The sequence below is a fragment of the Segatella copri DSM 18205 genome, from assembly GCF_025151535.1.
Lineage (GTDB): Bacteria > Bacteroidota > Bacteroidia > Bacteroidales > Bacteroidaceae > Prevotella > Prevotella copri.
In genome coordinates this window covers 815,548-832,894 of sequence record NZ_CP102288.1, presented here as the reverse complement: position 1 = coordinate 832,894, position 17,347 = coordinate 815,548, and the positions used below count along the sequence as shown (strand labels likewise).

At 43.9% G+C, this 17,347-nt stretch carries 13 protein-coding genes; 3 read left to right on the top strand and 10 right to left on the bottom strand.

Annotated features, from left to right (window positions below; genetic code table 11):
- Nucleotides 1–62 precede the first annotated feature (62 nt).
- The 3 genes from NQ544_RS03340 (at nt 63) to NQ544_RS03330 (ending at nt 3,995) form a co-directional block, all read left to right on the top strand.
- Nucleotides 63–1,166, top strand: coding sequence for an MraY family glycosyltransferase (locus NQ544_RS03340; protein WP_006846808.1), 1,104 nt, complete (start codon nt 63–65; stop codon nt 1,164–1,166).
- Nucleotides 1,163–1,792, top strand: coding sequence for a sugar transferase (locus NQ544_RS03335; RefSeq protein WP_006846809.1), 630 nt, complete (start codon nt 1,163–1,165; stop codon nt 1,790–1,792). Before NQ544_RS03340 ends, NQ544_RS03335 begins: the two co-directional genes overlap by 4 nt.
- A 1,039-nt stretch (nt 1,793–2,831) precedes the next feature.
- Nucleotides 2,832–3,995, top strand: a complete 1,164-nt coding sequence (locus NQ544_RS03330) for a DegT/DnrJ/EryC1/StrS family aminotransferase (protein WP_006846812.1) — start codon at nt 2,832–2,834, stop codon at nt 3,993–3,995.
- On the opposite strand, the gene NQ544_RS03325 is transcribed toward NQ544_RS03330, so the two are convergent.
- The 10 genes from NQ544_RS03325 to NQ544_RS03280 all read right to left on the bottom strand — a co-directional run bounded on the left by NQ544_RS03325 (nt 3,992) and on the right by NQ544_RS03280 (nt 17,345).
- Complete coding sequence (locus NQ544_RS03325; protein WP_006846813.1) at nt 3,992–4,717, bottom strand: hypothetical protein; 726 nt, start codon at nt 4,715–4,717, stop codon at nt 3,992–3,994. The two genes, NQ544_RS03330 and NQ544_RS03325, sit on opposite strands and share 4 nt — an antisense overlap.
- Nucleotides 4,698–5,513: a metallophosphoesterase family protein gene (locus NQ544_RS03320; RefSeq protein ID WP_040552625.1), complete on the bottom strand. Its 816-nt coding sequence runs from the start codon at nt 5,511–5,513 to the stop codon at nt 4,698–4,700. Before NQ544_RS03320 ends, NQ544_RS03325 begins: the two co-directional genes overlap by 20 nt.
- A gap of 46 nt (nt 5,514–5,559) precedes the next feature.
- Nucleotides 5,560–6,273, bottom strand: a complete 714-nt coding sequence (locus NQ544_RS03315) for a tetratricopeptide repeat protein (protein WP_040552628.1) — start codon at nt 6,271–6,273, stop codon at nt 5,560–5,562.
- Between the two features lie 202 nt (nt 6,274–6,475).
- Nucleotides 6,476–7,537, bottom strand: a complete 1,062-nt coding sequence (leuB, locus tag NQ544_RS03310; protein ID WP_006846817.1) for a 3-isopropylmalate dehydrogenase — start codon at nt 7,535–7,537, stop codon at nt 6,476–6,478.
- Between the two features lie 219 nt (nt 7,538–7,756).
- Nucleotides 7,757–9,355 (bottom strand): hydroxymethylglutaryl-CoA lyase-like TIM-barrel protein, encoded by a 1,599-nt coding sequence (locus tag NQ544_RS03305; protein ID WP_006846818.1) that lies wholly within the window; start codon nt 9,353–9,355, stop codon nt 7,757–7,759.
- Nucleotides 9,356–9,357: 2 nt separating this feature from the next.
- On the bottom strand, nt 9,358–9,948 hold the full coding sequence (leuD, locus tag NQ544_RS03300) for a 3-isopropylmalate dehydratase small subunit (protein WP_006846819.1): 591 nt from the start codon (nt 9,946–9,948) through the stop codon (nt 9,358–9,360).
- Nucleotides 9,949–9,981: 33 nt separating this feature from the next.
- On the bottom strand, nt 9,982–11,376 hold the full coding sequence (gene leuC / locus NQ544_RS03295; protein WP_006846820.1) for a 3-isopropylmalate dehydratase large subunit: 1,395 nt from the start codon (nt 11,374–11,376) through the stop codon (nt 9,982–9,984).
- A gap of 36 nt (nt 11,377–11,412) precedes the next feature.
- Nucleotides 11,413–12,915 carry a 2-isopropylmalate synthase gene (locus NQ544_RS03290; RefSeq protein ID WP_006846821.1) on the bottom strand — a complete coding sequence of 501 codons (1,503 nt, stop codon included), beginning with the start codon at nt 12,913–12,915 and terminating at the stop codon, nt 11,413–11,415.
- A gap of 456 nt (nt 12,916–13,371) precedes the next feature.
- Nucleotides 13,372–14,871, bottom strand: a complete 1,500-nt coding sequence (dnaB, locus tag NQ544_RS03285) for a replicative DNA helicase (RefSeq protein ID WP_006846822.1) — start codon at nt 14,869–14,871, stop codon at nt 13,372–13,374.
- 2 nt (nt 14,872–14,873) lie between these two features.
- Complete coding sequence (locus NQ544_RS03280) at nt 14,874–17,345, bottom strand: hypothetical protein (protein ID WP_006846823.1); 2,472 nt, start codon at nt 17,343–17,345, stop codon at nt 14,874–14,876.
- Nucleotides 17,346–17,347 lie beyond the last annotated feature (2 nt).

Here is a 17,347-nt window from a genome sequence, read left to right as displayed (position 1 = left end):
TTTATGTTTTATACAATATTCACGTACCTTTTCAGTTTATATAATAAAATGAAGATATAAATATGTTAACAGAAATATTACCAATCATAGGAGCATTCATACTGAGCATGACATGTGGTGTGTTTTTCATTCCATCAGTGCTGAAATTCTGCAAGAAAAAAAAGTTGTATGATATTCCAACCCTAAGAAAAGTGCATAGCGCACCTATACCACGATTGGGTGGCATTGCATTCATACCAAGCATGATGATTTCAGCTGTGGCTGTTTTGCTTATCATAGCTACAAATAATATTCAAGACAAAATCTCTCTCAGTATGTGGAGCGTAGGTTTTATCTTGAGTCTGTCAATTATCTACTCTGTAGGAATCATTGACGATTTAATCGGTCTTAACGCTAAAGTGAAATTTGTCGCTCAAATTCTCGCTGCCAGCATCATGCCTTTCTGTGGACTTCAAATCAATGATCTTTACGGACTGTTTGGAATTTACGAAATACCTTCGGTTGTTGGTATTCCTTTAACCATCCTTGTATTTGTGTTCATAGACAATGCACTCAATCTGATAGATGGCATAGATGGATTGGCAACAAGTCTCTCCATCATAGCTCTGCTGGGTTTCTTTTATTGCTTCATACCATACGACTTGATTGCTTATGAAGTAATGATTGCAGGATTGTTAGGCGTTCTGGTTGTATACCTGTATTTTAACATGTATGGGAAAGTAGAAAAAGGAACCAAGATATTCATGGGTGATTCGGGCAGCTTAACGTTGGGATTCTTTTTGGCATTTCTATTTGTCAAAGCAATTGCTGTAAATCCGAACGTGATGCCTATGTCTCCAAAACGCGTTCTGATAGCATACAGTCTACTCATCATTCCAACATTTGATGTCGTAAGGGTTGTGCTTCATCGCATCAGAAACAGAAAACCAATCTTTGATGCAGACAAATGCCATATACATCACAAGTTCCTGGCTATGGGATATAACCAGCACTATACATTATTCATTATTATCCTACTAGCCCTAGCATTCATTGGAACCAACGTAATACTAGGTAATATGAGTGTAGGATTAACAGGAATATTACTTATCGATATAGCCCTCTATACAATGCTACACATCGGTATCAATCAAAAAATCAAACTAAAGAAAAAAATAGAGAAATGACCAAACAAAACAAAACAGAAACCAAGAATAGAAACAACAGAATGGAGCGTTTTGTAAAACGTTCCACAGATATTCTTGTTTCTGTACCTTGTCTCGTTCTATCTTCTCCCCTATTTGTCATTATCTCCTTAGCTATCAAATGGGAAGATGGATTACCTATCATCTACAAGCAAGAACGTATAGGTTTGCACGGGAAACCTTTCAACATCTATAAGTTCAGATCTATGAAGGCTGATGCAGAAAAAGATGGTCCAAATCTACTCGAGATTGAGGGCGACACGCGACTCACACGTGTGGGAAAATTCATAAGAACTCACCATTTAGATGAACTTCCACAGTTATGGAATATTCTAAAGGGAGACATGTCATTGGTTGGTCCACGCCCGGAACGGAAATACTACATTGACCAAATCATCAAGCATGATCCTCGCTATACTTATCTGTATCAGATCCGACCGGGTGCTACTTCTTATGCCACCCTATATAACGGATATACGGATACAATGCCGAAGATGTTGAGAAGACTGAGTCTTGACCTCTACTACCTGGAACACAGATCCTGGTGGTTTGATGCTAAGATTCTGTTCAAAACTATGATGAACATCCTGTTTGGCAAAATATTTTAATGAGTAGCTACTTATACATCGTAAGCTACTGACTTTTGCATCATAAGTCCCTGACTTTCATATCGTAAGTAACTGACTTTTGCATCGTAAGTCTTTGATTTCCGTCTCGGAAGCAACCGACTTCTGGGTGACAGGGTGACAGAGGTGACAGGGAATTCTGAAGATTTACTTTCGCGCGGGCAGGCAGGAACTTTCGCCCTGATTTTTCCTGCCTGCCCGCGTGCGAGGCGAAAAGTTGAAAAACTAGTGTCATCGTGTCACCCTGTCACCGTAAACACTGAGCAGAGAATGCTCTGTATAGCTCTCTTGCTATGGGCATAAACTCTCCTGTCTCCGCCTCCGTTGGCTTTCGGAAGTAGAGATCCGTACATTACTGTTTTTATCGCGACGCCTCCAAAGTAGGTAATAAGGTACTAATCTGTGTCACACGGTGCAAAGATAGTAAAAATAAAATAAATGAGAGTTCCCATAGTGGGAACTCGTAAACGACAATTATTGATTTTTAGATTCTTTTAAACGATAAAAGGCTGAAAAATATATCCAATTCTCGAAAGTTGCAGAAGAAATTGGTGCGAACTGTATGGTTGAAACAGGCCGAAGGGCTCAGTTGAGTAATTTCAAACATACAAATCGAAAGATTTTAGACATCGAACGCTGTGAAAGGGAAAAAGACGGTTTCGTGACAGTTTTTCCATTTCACAGCTTTTTATTTGGCATTATTTATATAAAAATCTGGTTCCTTGTACAAATAGAAAAGACTCCGCAAAGGTTTTTTAAAACTTTTTTTTAAGTTGATGGTAATTTTGTTGCCATTTTATTTTTTTGTTTCATTTTTTTTTAGTACCTTTGCAAACGTTATCCTGAATACAATCTTTTTACCTTAAAGAAAACTAATACCTATTGAATGTAGAGCAGTTGTCTGAGAAGATAGCTGCTCTTGTCTTTTTTATAGCTCCCCATATAATAAATACCGCAAAACATCCGTTTTTATTTATAGAAACAAGTCTTATCACTTGTATAAATCATCACAGAAGAAACAATGGAAACAGAAGTAAAGAAGATTCCTTATCTCGACCTGAAGGCTATCAATGAGCCTTACGAGAAGGAGATAAAGGATGCTATCAACAAGGTGGTCAACAGCGGATGGTATCTGCAAGGTGAAGCCGTAAAAAGGTTTGAGAAATCGTATGCACAGTTTATCGGTACTGAATACTGCATCAGCTGCGCTAACGGGACGGATGCGCTCAAGCTGATGCTGATGGGCGAACTGGCTATCGGAAAGTTACAGAAAGGTGATGAGGTGATTGTGCCTGCCAACACTTATTTCGCTACCGTACTTGCCATCAGCAGCGTAGGACTGACTCCTGTATTGGTGGATGCCAATATCGATACATTACAGATAGATGACCAACTGATAGAAGCCCGAATCACACCGAAGACCAAAGCCATCATGATTGTTCATCTCTATGGCAAACTGGCATGGACTCCGAAGATTGCTGAAATCTGCAAGAAGCATCATCTCTTGCTTTTCGAAGACAATGCGCAGGGATTCGGATGCTCCACTACTCTAGCTGATTCTTCTGAAAAACCATCGAAAAGAAGATATACCGGCAATCTTTCGGATGCTGCCGCCCACAGTTTTTATCCTAGCAAGAATCTGGGAGCATTGGGAGATGCAGGAGCTGTAACTACCAATAACAGGGAATTGGCGAAAGCCATCATGTCACTACACGAATATGGAAAGATAGAAGACGGCATCTTCATATACCAGGGCGTCAACTCGCGCATGGATGAGATTCAGGCTGCGGTACTGAATGTGAAACTGCAATATCCTGAAAACGAACAGAAAGCGAGATACAGACAGGTACAGCTATATCTGGAGCATCTGGATGACGATATCAAGGACAGATGCATCGCTGCGAAACTCCTCTCTCCTGCTCATGAAAATGTTTTCCACGTCTTCCCTTTCCTTACCCCGAAACGAGACCAACTGAAAGCTTTCCTGGCTGAGAATGGGGTCGGCACAAAGATTCATTACTTCCGCCCACCCTATCTGCAGCCATGCTATCCGGAAATGAATCATCTGGAATTTCCGGTAGCCAAGAGAATAGCTGACGAAGAACTGAGTCTGCCTTGCAACTCATCGCTCAACGATGAAGATATCATCAGAGTAAGCAAACTCATCAACCAGTTCTTGGTTTAAAGGTACTGCACCTTGGCACCGATAGAGAGGCCGAAGACATCCCAGAAACCGGCATTGCCATTACGGTAGAAACGCATAAAGTAGATATCCGTTGTACCCAACTCATAGAAGAACGTAATACTCTTGATACGCTTACGTTTATTGTGCGGAATATCATACTTAAAACGTTCACCCAAGGCGATATTAGGACGGACTCTGGTAGAGAACGGATAGTAGCCGCTTTCATACTTGGTAGGCTGCTTAGTCCAGAAATCATGTCCGAACACCGTATTGAAATACAGGCTGCACTCCAGCGGTTCAAACCACCAGCCCTTACCTATATTACGACGCCAAGGAATGAAATTCTCCTTGAGCGTCATGGTTAACTTCTCATCGTCAGAACTGAACTTCGGGATGTAGCCAAACAAGAGCTGCGTTTCCCACTGGCGGCGCTTACCATATTCCCACCCGATACCCAGCGAAATGATACCCATATTGCCACAGGTCTGAATGATGCCACTAGTAGGTATCAGCAAATCCCAATGCTTACGGTAGCGCATGACGCGGCGGTCATATCGGGTCAGTTTGCCATCCGCCAACACCAGAGTATCATGAACAATACTATCCGTCAGTTCCAACTCCTCACTTTTCCCGGTAACCTCATCGGCAGCATGAACCTGTACAGAACCTGCAGCAAGCAAAGCTCCCAGAATGAATATATGCTTAAAACTCAATAATTTCATAACGATAATCTGTTGGAGTAATGGTGAATATATAGTACTGATGCTTAGCGGCATTGGCCACCTGATAATAGATAATGCCATCGCCATAAATATCTTCTTGCTTGGTATGATGACCATGACCGTAAAGGCAGCACATCAAACCTGGGAACTGATGCGTATAAAAATTGAAGACCTTAGCTACATTATTATTAAACTGCTCTGAATAAGGGGCAGCATGCATACAGACAATGGTACGCGAAAAGTCATCTGCATCTGCCTTAACCTGCTCTTCCATGAAATCGAAATTAGGTACAGGGCGGGAATAGTCAAACTCTATGGCATTGGTATTGAGACAGACAAACTTTACCTTACCGGCGATGAAACTGAAATCCGGATTACCAAAGATTTTCTGATAAGACTGGTTACCTGTTCCCAAACAGTCATGATTACCCAGCAGAGCCACGAAAGGTATCTTCAACTTCTGAAGATGGTCACGGGTCCACTGAAACTCACGGGTAGCACCAAAGTCGGTAAGGTCTCCACAATGAATCACGAAATCGAGGGAATCACTGCGGCGATTGATATCATTAACCTCACTCTTCAAATCATCCAACCACTGGTGCGAATCACTGATCATAGCAAAACGGATTGTATCTTTCGACTTGACTGCAGCCTCAATCTTCTGAATATTGGTAACATTCAAGTTTCTTGCCCCATCGATTTGCACATCATACGGGTGAACATCGAAGACGGTATCGCAGGATGCCATCATACAGAGACAACAAACAGACAGGATATAGGAAATAATTTTATGCATTCTTGTCTTATTAATCATTAAAACTCCTTTTTATAACTCTGAAATACTACTTTTTCTTCTTTTTCAACCTTGCATAGAAATTCTGCAAACGACCTGGCTGACAACCGGCATCGAGCAGTTTCTTCAAATCACGATAGGCTTCGTCCTTTCTTCCAAGCAGAATCAGGATGTCTACATGATTGAAAGCAAAATCCTCATTACCGGCATCCAACTCCATCGCCTTGGCGTAATCAAACTCTGCCAGCTCAAGCATACCCCTCTCCTTCTCCATGCCACCTCTTGCAGCATAAGCCATCGCACTGTCAGGATACTGCTCTATCAGACTGTTAATGCCATCGTAAGCCTCGGTATAATGCTTATCTTTCTCATTGAGCAAAGCCAGACCGAGTTGCGCCTGGAAGTTGCCAGGAACAAGTACCAGAAGATTCTGATAATCTAGACGTGCAAAGTTATAACGGAGCAACTTCTCATTGACAAAGGCACGATAGAACAAACCGGCGATATTGGTATTGTTCAGAAAGAGTACCTTATCAAGATCATCCTTCGCATATTGCCATTGCTCCAACTGGATATTCCAAGCAGCCTTTTTCAGTCGCAGATCGATACTATCGGGATGATATGCAAGCACTTCTGTAGCCTTGGAGAGTGAATCGCGCAAGGCTTGATTCTGAGCAGCACGTGCCTTGTCGGCATCTACGTTCTGCGCAGATACAGACAAAGAAACCATCGATGCCAATAATAATGTATAAAAACTTTTCATGGTGCAAAGTTAAGAAGACTTTCGCAAACTGCCAAATAAAAAACTATAAAACTTATTTGACTTTACAAAAAGAACTAAATTTCAGAAAGACAGGACAATCAACAAGAAAAGCCTTAAGAGAAAGAAACACTCCTCTTAAGGCTTTTATCTATAAAGCATCTGGATAGAAAATTCATCCAGCGCCGAAAAATCCATTTACAGATTAAGCATTCTTAATCCAGTTAACGATCCATGCACCAACCTCAGTTGTGCCATACTGAGCACCACCCTCAACCTGAATTTCAGGTGTGCGGACATTGGCATCGAGAGAAGCATCTACTGCCTTGCGGATCAAGGCGCCCTCCTCGTTCAAGCCGAAGTGCTCTAACAACATAGCTGCAGAAAGAATCTGAGCTACTGGGTTAGCCAGGTTCTTGCCAGCTGCCTGTGGCCATGAACCATGAACAGGCTCGAACAATGGTGTGTGCTCACCGAGAGAGCTAGATGGCTGCAAGCCCATAGAACCGGTGATGCAAGAAGTCTCATCGGTCAGGATATCACCGAAGGTATTCTCTGTAACAATAACATCGAAGAATGTAGGCTCAGTCAATACGCGCATAGAAGCGTTGTCGATGAACATATAATCGGTGTTTACCTCAGGATACTGTGGCTCCATCTCCTTGGCAATCTGACGCCAGAGACGAGAAGATGCCAATACGTTTGCCTTATCTACTACTGTCAAGTGCTTGTTGCGCTTCATGGCAAACTCGAAAGCTACCTTCAGGATGCGCTCAATCTCAGGACGGGTATAGATATCTGTATCGTATGCCTTATCGTTATCCTGATACTTCTCACCGAAATACATACCGCCAGTCAACTCGCGGATAACTACGAAGTCAGCACCCTTCAGGAGTTCATCCTTCAATGGTGACTTGTGGAGCAGGCAATCGAATGTGGCTACTGGGCGAACATTGGCGAAGAGGCCCAACTTCTTACGCATAGCGAGCAAACCCTGCTCAGGACGAACCTTGGCTGTAGGGTTGTTGTCGAAACGTGGGTCGCCAACGGCTGCGAAGAGTACAGCATCAGCATCCATACAAGTCTTGAAGGTCTCCTCTGGGAATGGATCACCTACCTCGTCGATGGCGTGAGCGCCGCAGATAGCCTCGTTATAAGTAAACTCGTGGTTGAACTTCTCTGCAATGGCCTGCATAACTGCTACGCCCTGCTTCATAATCTCTGGTCCGATACCATCACCGGCGAGAACTGCAATGTTTAATTTCATCTTATCTGATTTTTTAATTGTTTATTTTTTGAATGATTAAAGCTTTTGCCCTTACAGGGCGCATTGCTAAATGCTATCTTATACCCAGGGTGTTACCCTGGGCTAGGAGCTTCTGCCCCTTCAGGGCGTGCTGCTGAATAGAAACCTTCGGAGATATTTTCGTAATCTTCGGAGATAATTCTGTAATCTTCGGAGATAATTTCGTAATCTTCGGAGATATTATTCCATATCAAGATTTCGAGGCGAAACAGCCTGATCGTCGCTCTTATCTGCCTCATACATATTAATCATCTTCAGCGTTGCCTTGATAGCTGCTTCTGTCTGGTCAGCATCCAAGCCTCGGGTGCGCCAGATACGATCTCCTTCACGCCAGGTAATGACGGTCTGAACGAGGGCATCTGTACGACCACCAGGTGGGATAGTTACCTGATAGTTGTCGAGCTTAGGGAAGGTCTTGCCGAGCTTCACCTTGTAGATATTGCGGAGAGCTTTCACGAAAGCATCATACTGACCATCACCGGAGCTCTGGTCTTCATACTCTTTACCCTCTATTTCTACCTTCACGCTGGCTATAGGCTTCAAACCGTATGAGGTTGATACCATGTAACTTACCAGTTTCACCTTATCCTCTGGAGCTCCATGCTTCAACACATCACTCACGATGTATGGCAGGTCGTCCTGGGTTACCAGTTCCTTACGGTCACCGAGTTCTGTGATTCGCTTGGTCACCGCCTTGGTCTGCTCAGGCGTCAGTTCCAATCCCAGTTCATTGAGGTTCTGCACGATATTCGCCTTGCCAGAGTTCTTACCCAACGCATACTCACGATGTCTGCCGAAACGCTCAGGTACCAGGTCGTTGCAATAAAGCTTGTCCTTGTTGTCACCATCGGCATGCACACCAGCTACCTGAGTAAAGACGTTGTCTCCTACTACCGGAGTATTCGGAGCCACGGCAATGCCACTATATCCTTCAACCAATCGGGAAATATCGTTCAGACGGTCTTCCTTAATATTGGTCTTTGCCTCGAACATGTCTTTCAGAATCACCTGAACACTTGCCAATGGTGCATTGCCACAACGCTCACCTAGACCATTCACGGTAACGTGAAGACCCTTGGCACCGCTCAATACGGCAGCCAGCGAGTTGCTCACAGCCAGATCGTAGTCGTTATGGGCATGGAAGTCGAAGTGAGAATTCGGATAACGGCGCACCATCTGGCGCATATACTCCACACACTGCAATGGGTTCAGAATACCCAACGTATCAGGAAGAAGGAAGCGCTTGATAGGCTGTTTTACCAACTCATCCATCATCATGAAGAGATAGTCACGACTGTCACGCATACCGCTCGACCAGTCCTCCAAGTAGAGATTCACGGTGAATCCCTTGCTCAAAGCATAGCCGATGGTCTGCTTGATATGAGCGAGATGCTCCTCTGGCGACATCTTGAGTTGCTGGGTGCAGTGCTTGTAGCTACCCTTAGCCAAGAGGTTAATGACATGACCGCCGCATTCAGCAATCCAATCCACACTCTTGTTGTTATCCACGAATCCCAATACCTCAACGGAATCCAGTTTACCTATAGTCTTAGCATAACGGCAAATTCGAGCGACAGCATCCTTTTCACCTTCTGACACACGCGCTGAAGCCACCTCAATGCGATCTACATTGATGTCGTGCAACAGCATTCTTGCTATCATCAACTTCTCGTGAGGAAGGAAACTGACACCATTGGTCTGCTCGCCGTCGCGCAGCGTGCAGTCCATGATTTCAATCTCCTTGATACGGGAATTATCTCTCTTTGCGTTAACGTTCATAATTACTTGTTTTTAGCTTCCCAAGCCTCAACCTTGTCGCGGTTCTGAACGAGGAAGTCTACATCGTCCAAACCATTCTCCAAACAGTGTTTCTTGTAGCCGTTGATTTCGAAGTGCTCGCTCTTGCCGGTAGCAAGATTGGTCACAGTCTGGTTAGGAAGATCTACCTTCACCTCTGTCTTGTGATCCTTGTCGATGCTCTCGAAGAGTTCCTTCAGGAATTCCTCGCTTACTACTACTGGCAATACGAGGTTGTTCAACTCGTTGTTCTTGTGGATATCAGCAAAGAAAGAGCTGATGACTACACGGAAGCCTGCACCTGCGATAGCCCAGGCAGCGTGCTCACGGGAAGAACCGGAGCCGAAGTTCTTGCCAGCTACGAGGATGACACCACTGTAAGAAGGGTCGTTCATCACGAAGTCTGGCTTTGGAGTTCCGTCGGCATTGTAGCGCCAGTCGCGGAAGAGGTTGTCGCCCATGCCCTCTTTATCGATGGCCTTGAGGAAACGGGCTGGGATGATCTGGTCTGTATCTACATTCTCCAAAGGAAGAGGAATGCAGCTTGATGTAATTACATTGAATTTCTGTTTCATTTCAATTTAACATTTAACATTGAACACTTAACATTACATAAACTCTCTTGGGTCAGTAATCTTACCTGTAATAGCGGCAGCAGCTGCTACGTATGGACTGGCAAGGATGGTGCGGGAACCTGGTCCCTGACGACCCTCGAAGTTACGGTTGGATGTACTTACAGAGTACTTGCCTGCAGGAATCTTATCATCGTTCATTGCCAGGCAGGCAGAGCATCCAGGCTGACGGATTTCGAAGCCGGCAGCCTCAACAATCTTATCAATTCCCTCTTCACGTATTTGTTTATCAACCAACCATGAACCTGGTACAAGCCAAGCAGTTACACCATCTGCCTTCTTCTTTCCTTTAACAAGAGAAGCGAAAGCACGGAAGTCTTCAATACGACCATTGGTACATGCGCCCAAGAATACATAATCGATAGGATGCCCCTCGAGTTTCTCGCCTGGCTGGAAGCCCATGTAGTTGAGGCTCTTCTTGAAACCAGCCTGCTCTTCCTCAGGAATCTCATCGAGAGTTGGGATATTCCCGGTAATGCCGATACCCATACCTGGGTTGGTACCATAGGTGATACGTGGTTCGATATCCTTTGCCTCGAAAGTCAACTCCTTGTCGAATACAGCATCATCGCCACTCTTCAAGGTCTTCCAGTAAGCCACAGCCTTGTCCCACTCTTCACCCTTAGGTGCATATTCACGACCCTTGATGTACTCGAATGTTGTCTCATCAGGAGCTACGAAACCACCACGGGCACCCATCTCGATAGAGAGGTTACAGAGTGTAAGACGACCTTCCATAGACATATCCTTCACTACATCGCCACTGTACTCAACGAAGTAACCGGTAGCACCAGAAGTAGTGAGCTGGCTCATCAGATAGAGAGCAACGTCCTTGGCAGTAACGCCCTTGCTGAGCTTACCGTTGATGCTGATGCGCATAGACTTTGGCTTGCTCTGGAGAATACATTGTGAAGCCATCACCATCTCGACCTCAGAAGTACCGATACCGAAAGCTACGGCACCCATGGCACCATGAGTAGAAGTATGAGAGTCACCGCAAACGATGGTCATACCAGGAAGAGAAAGACCCTTCTCAGGACCTACTACGTGGATGATACCATTATCCTTTGTGTTCATGGCAAAGTGAGTTACACCGAAATCAGCGGTATTCTTTGCCAAGGTATCTACCTGCTTCTTTGAGATAGGATCCTCGATTGGTTTATCCTGATCGTGGGTTGGAGTATTGTGGTCAGGCATACAGAAAATCTGGTCTGGACGGAACATCTTGAGTCCGCGTGCTCGCATACCAGCGAATGCCTGAGGTGATGTTACTTCGTGACAATAGAGACGGTCGATGTAAAGCTGTGTAGGACCGTCCGGAACAATCTGGACAACGTGTTTGTCCCAAATCTTGTCGAATAATGTATTCATAATATCCTGTTTATTATATATTTATCTGAATTAATTTTATCTTACCTTGAACTTGTTGATACAATCGATGTAAGCCTCAACAGAAGCCGTAACGATGTCGGTATCTGCACCGAAGCCATAATATACATGACCATCGTATTCCACCTGCATGTGAACCTTGCCCACATCATCAGAGCCCTTGTCGATAGCCTGGATGGTGAACTCCTTGAGGTTCATCTCCTTGGTGATGACCTTCTTGAGAGCATTGATAGCAGCATCTACCGGACCGTTACCAGATGATGCAGCCTCAAACTTCTGACCTGCAATATCAAGACCGATACTTGACACGCTCTTCACGCCCTTACCTGTAGTAACCTGCAACCAGTCGAGCTGAACACCATGCTTATCAGCAGAATCAGCACCGGCAAGCATCAAAACATCCTCATCGGTAACTTCCTTCTTCTTATCAGCCAGTTGGAGGAACTTCTTGTAAATCTTGTCGAGCTTCTCCTCATCATTTATCTCTACACCATTGACATGGAGACGGTACTTCAATGCAGCACGACCTGAACGGGCAGTCAATACGATAGCATTGTCATCCAATCCCACATCCTTAGGATCAATGATTTCGTAAGTCTGGACATTCTTCAAGACACCATCCTGATGGATACCGGAAGAATGAGCAAACGCATTGCGACCCACGATAGCCTTGTTCGGCTGGACAGGCATATTCATCAGGCTGCTCACCATGCGTGAGGTAGGAATAATCTTGGTGGTATTGATGTTGGTATCAATATTGATATGCTTGTGACACTTCAGAATCATGGCAATCTCTTCGAGAGAAGTATTACCTGCACGCTCACCGATACCATTGATGGTAACCTCAACCTGGCGTGCACCATTCAAAACACCCTGCAGGGTATTGGCAGTAGCCATACCGAGGTCGTTATGACAGTGGGTAGAAAGGCGTGCCTTGTCAATGCCATCAACATGCTCCATGAGATACTTGATTTTGTCACCATATTCATCAGGCAAACAATAACCTGTAGTATCAGGAATGTTCACTACAGTAGCACCCGCCTTGACAACAGCCTCTACGACACGAGCCAGATACTCATTATCAGTACGGCCTGCATCCTCAGCATAGAACTCTACGTCCTCAACATACTTTTTAGCATACTTGACAGCAGCTACAGCACGTTCGATGATTTCCTCGCGGGTAGAATTGAACTTATACTTGATATGACTGTCGCTGGTACCGATACCGGTATGGATTCTCTTATGCTTGGCATACTGCAAAGCCTCAGCAGCACAATCAATATCTTTTTCTACGGCACGGGTAAGTGCACAAATAGTAGGCCAGGTTACAGCCTTAGAGATTTCTACCACTGAATTGAAGTCGCCCGGACTTGATATTGGAAATCCAGCCTCAATTACATCCACGCCCAACTGCTCCAGTTGCTTTGCCACCTGAATCTTCTCAACTGTGTTCAACTGACATCCCGGAACCTGTTCGCCATCGCGGAGGGTCGTGTCGAAAATGTATAATCTGTCACTCATATCTTTAAAATTTTAAATTTACACCTTATTATATATAAGAGCTACACATTCAGAACGCACTACGTTTATATAGCAATCCGTGCAGAAGCATCAGATAAAGTAAAAAGCCTTTCCCCACTCCATAGACGGAAGTGTAGAAAGGCTTTTAATATCTTAAGCGATGAACTATACGCACACCTTATCACTTCCGCCCACAAACTGCAGTCGAAGTCGAATAATAATGCTTGTAATGTTCAACAATGTTGTTCTCATATCTATCTTATTATGTTATATTCTTAAATTCGCATGCAAAGGTAACACTTTTATTTGATACTAGCAAACAATTTATAACTTTTTTAATAGAAATGATAACAAATTCCTATAATCTTATAGATTTTTTACCCAAAAACGTTAATCCTGTGCAAGAATTTGGCGAAAAAGCCAGTTTTTGAGTGAAAAAATTGACAAACTCTAACCTTAGAAAGGCAGATTCTCTGCAGGCGGCGGTGGTAGCGGACTACCATCCAGCCCTCCGCCATTCATTCTAGAGCCTACAATCTCACCACCTTCTTCGACAGGTGCTGCTGCAGCATCCTGCGGATCCTGGAATCGGGTAAATTCTCCACGGAAGTTCAGGAGAACATCTCCAACAGAGCCCTTACGGTGCTTGGCAATGATAATCTGTGCCATACCATGAAGGTCATTACCCTTTTCATCCTGATAGATGTGATAATATTCCGGGCGGTGAACGAAAAGCACCATATCGGCATCCTGCTCGATGGCACCGGATTCACGGAGGTCACTCAACTGAGGTCGCTTTCCTTCCAAACCCTCACGGTTCTCTACATTACGGGAGAGCTGCGAAAGAGCAAGCACAGGAATATTCAGCTCTTTGGCAATACCTTTGAGCGAACGGGAGATGGTAGACACCTCCTCCTGACGGCTACCAAACTTCATACCATTGGCATTCATCAGCTGGAGATAGTCGATCATCAACAGTTTAACACCCTTTTCCCTTACCAGTCGGCGCGCCTTGGTACGGAGTTCGAAAACAGAAAGACCAGGCGTATCATCAATATAAATAGGTGCACCTGTCAGTTTTCTCAGTTTTTTATCCAACCGTTCCCATTCTGGCTGTTCCAATTGTCCGTTCAGTATTTTCTTACCCGAAATCTCGCAAACATTCGAGATGAGTCGGTTCACCAACTGAACGTTATTCATTTCCAGAGAGAAGAATCCGATAGGCACATCATAATCTACCGCCACATTCTTGGCAATACTCAATGCAAAGGAAGTCTTACCCATGGCAGGACGACCGGCGATTATCACAAGGTCGGACGGTTGCCAACCTGATGTTATATCATCCAATCCACGATAACCCGTAGGAATACCGGTAAGACCACCCGAGTTCTGAGCGGCGCGCTGCAAGATGGCAACGGCCTCCTTTACAACCGGCTCAATCTGTGTATAATCCTGCTTCATATTGTTCTGCGAAAGCTGGAAGAGTTCACCTTCAGCTTTCTGCATCAGTTCATCCACATCCACACCTTCTTCATACGCCATCGTCTCGATGTCGCCGGCATAATGAATCAGCTGGCGCTGCATATATTTCTGCGCCAGGATACGGGCATGCGACTCTACATGGGCAGCCGAAGCCATGCCTGCAGAAATATCCATGAGATATTGTGCTCCTCCCACCTTATCCAGTTCGCCAGTCTTGGCTAACTGATCGGCAAGAGTCATGATATCCACAGGCCGTTCCTCCATGTTCATCACCTGGATAGCCTGAAATATTCTCTTATGACGCGGGTCATAAAAAGTATCCGGCTTGAGCAACTCCGACACCACCGAAAAGGCATCAGAATCTATCATCAAGGCACCCAGTACCGCCTGCTCCACATTCACAGCCTGCGGCTGCAAATGGGCGTAGGTTGGATCTATCTGTACCTTATTCTTATTTTTATTATTCTCCGCCATCTTTATTGTTTTTTCCTTTCCTCGAAAACTTTTTTTGTTATAAATTCCAATTCTATAGGCGCAATACCACGATCATCGAGCCAATCTCCCATCTCGAGCAGGCCGAATGCATCTATATCTTCCTTAGGGGAAAAAGCTGCATGACCAGATGCTTCATCCAAAAATCTGATAGCTGCAGTTCCTCCCTTTTTCACTAGAACGCAGAGTCCATAATAGAAAAATTTCAAAGACTCCCATCTGTGGTCTTGTGGCTTGGAAACTTTGCTCACCATCGCAGATAACATTTTCATGAACATGCGTTGCTTATCATCCTTATCCATATCTGTCATGTCAGAATTCAAAATTTCCCTGATCTCATTATCATCACTATTTTGCAGATAAGGTTCTATTAAAGCCATTGCATGGTCAATGTTTTTATCGCCTTCCGATTCTGAAAAGAGCAAAGAGAAAGCCAGTCTGCATTCAACCTGTTCTTCCTTAGGATACTGTTCATCCATCTGGAAAGCCCATTCCAAAGCCTCTTTATAATGATGGAATTTCAATAAGAGATCGGTCTTTTTCAGCTTGAGCTTAAACTGCTTACTCTCATCTGATTCTTCTTTAATCAAGCAATTCAATGATATTAAAGCCGCCGGATCTTTTATCTCTTCTTCTATTTCTAATTTCAACTCCGTGGCAGCCTTATAAGTTGGGCTTGTTTTCTTAATCACATAGAGATGTTCAAGCGCCTCATCATATTTTTCCTCCGATTTGTATGCCAATGCAAGCATCATATGCTCTTCGTCGGTATATTTTTCCAGATTACGCAAAATCTTGCTAACAAAGGCATAGTCACCTCTTTTAGCAGAGAAACGGGCCAGCGACAGGCGATACTTGTCATATTCCGGTTTAGCAAACAGTCCTGTAGTAAAGAAAGGAATTTCCTTCTGCACTTCGAAAGGATTATCAAATGCCTTCCTCATCGGAGAGAGAGTATAGAATCGGTAGAGGTCCTGCACATAGCGATGACGAACCCTGATTGCACGTTTCTTCTTTTCCTCTTCAGAGAGATTCTCTTCATGTTCCATTACCGAATCAAGCAGTGTGACATTTTCTGAATCCTTTGCTTCTGTAGAATCATTCTCATCCTCTACTGGCTCTTCGGTATTCTGCTCTTTTTCCTCCTCATCTTCTTCGTCATAAAAAACAGGACCAGACACCATATTTTCCGGGGCAATATCCAATGATTTAATAAATTCTTTAGATGTATTATTCAATGAAAGAATGATGCTATACAGATCGGTATCACACATAGAGACACCTTTCAACAGATTGTTGATGAAATTGCGATGCTGTTTCATCGTAGCCCGAACATTCTTGAGCGTAGAATTACGGACATAGAAAGGAACAAACCAATTATAGAGTGAATGGAAATGACCGAAGCTCTTCTGATTGGCAAACTGATGATAATAGACATCAACTCCTATATCTTCTGAATTCAACATATAGTCGAAGGCTCCCTTAAGGGCATCATCAGGATTCTCCCCATCTGCTGAGAAGCAATTAAGTCCCAATTCACCCGTTTGGTCTATCTTTTCGGCCAAATCCTGAGTAAAAGAAGTGAACATGGTCTTCACCACGGAATGCATCATCTCCTTGCTATCCTTTTTACTGGTAAGACATAGACGCATCTGGCGTTGGAGATCAACACAGGCTGCCAAAAATTCATCATCCATGATCAAGCCAGCAGCAGAATCCCAATATTTCTGTTTTTCACCCGAATTGGTTATTGCACAGAAAACGAAACCCACCAAAGCTCGCTGGCGAACACTGCAAGTACTGTCGTCAGACTTGATTAAGCGCATCAAGACTGCAAGTCTAGGGGCCTCCATGAATACAGAGCATGACAATGAAACAGCCGAAACAATCATATTGATGGTGTATGGATCTACCAAATCGGAAGCGATGATATCAAGAATATTCTTGACAAAATCATCATTCCAATCATCAGTTGTCAAAATATAAGAAAACACCATATTGCGATAGGCATTAAGCTGCTCTTGTATCTTTTGTCTTTCCTCGTCTATCTGTTCTTCAGACAAGTCTACCCTCAAATTTAGCATAGCTTCATCTGTAGCAAATTTCTCAAAGGTTTCCTGTACCTCATCAAAACTTGTCAGATTCTGAGCTCTTTTGCAAAGTGCAACAAATGTAGACTCATTAGCCAAAATCCATTCGTGGCGCATTTTACTATAGAGCTTGTCTATATCCATATCCAAATCTGAAGCAAGATCATAAAGTTCCCGATGTTTAAGTTTGCCATCTATATAATCATGATATAAAGCATCATATCTTTGTTCTATTTCCGCTATTCCAGGCAGACATGGCTCCAAACCCACTTCCTGGTCAATTATCTTGCGAATTGCCTCTATTCTGGATATCGTAGTGACATTTTCATGCGAAAACTTTGTCCAGCTAAAATCTTCTCTTTTCATAA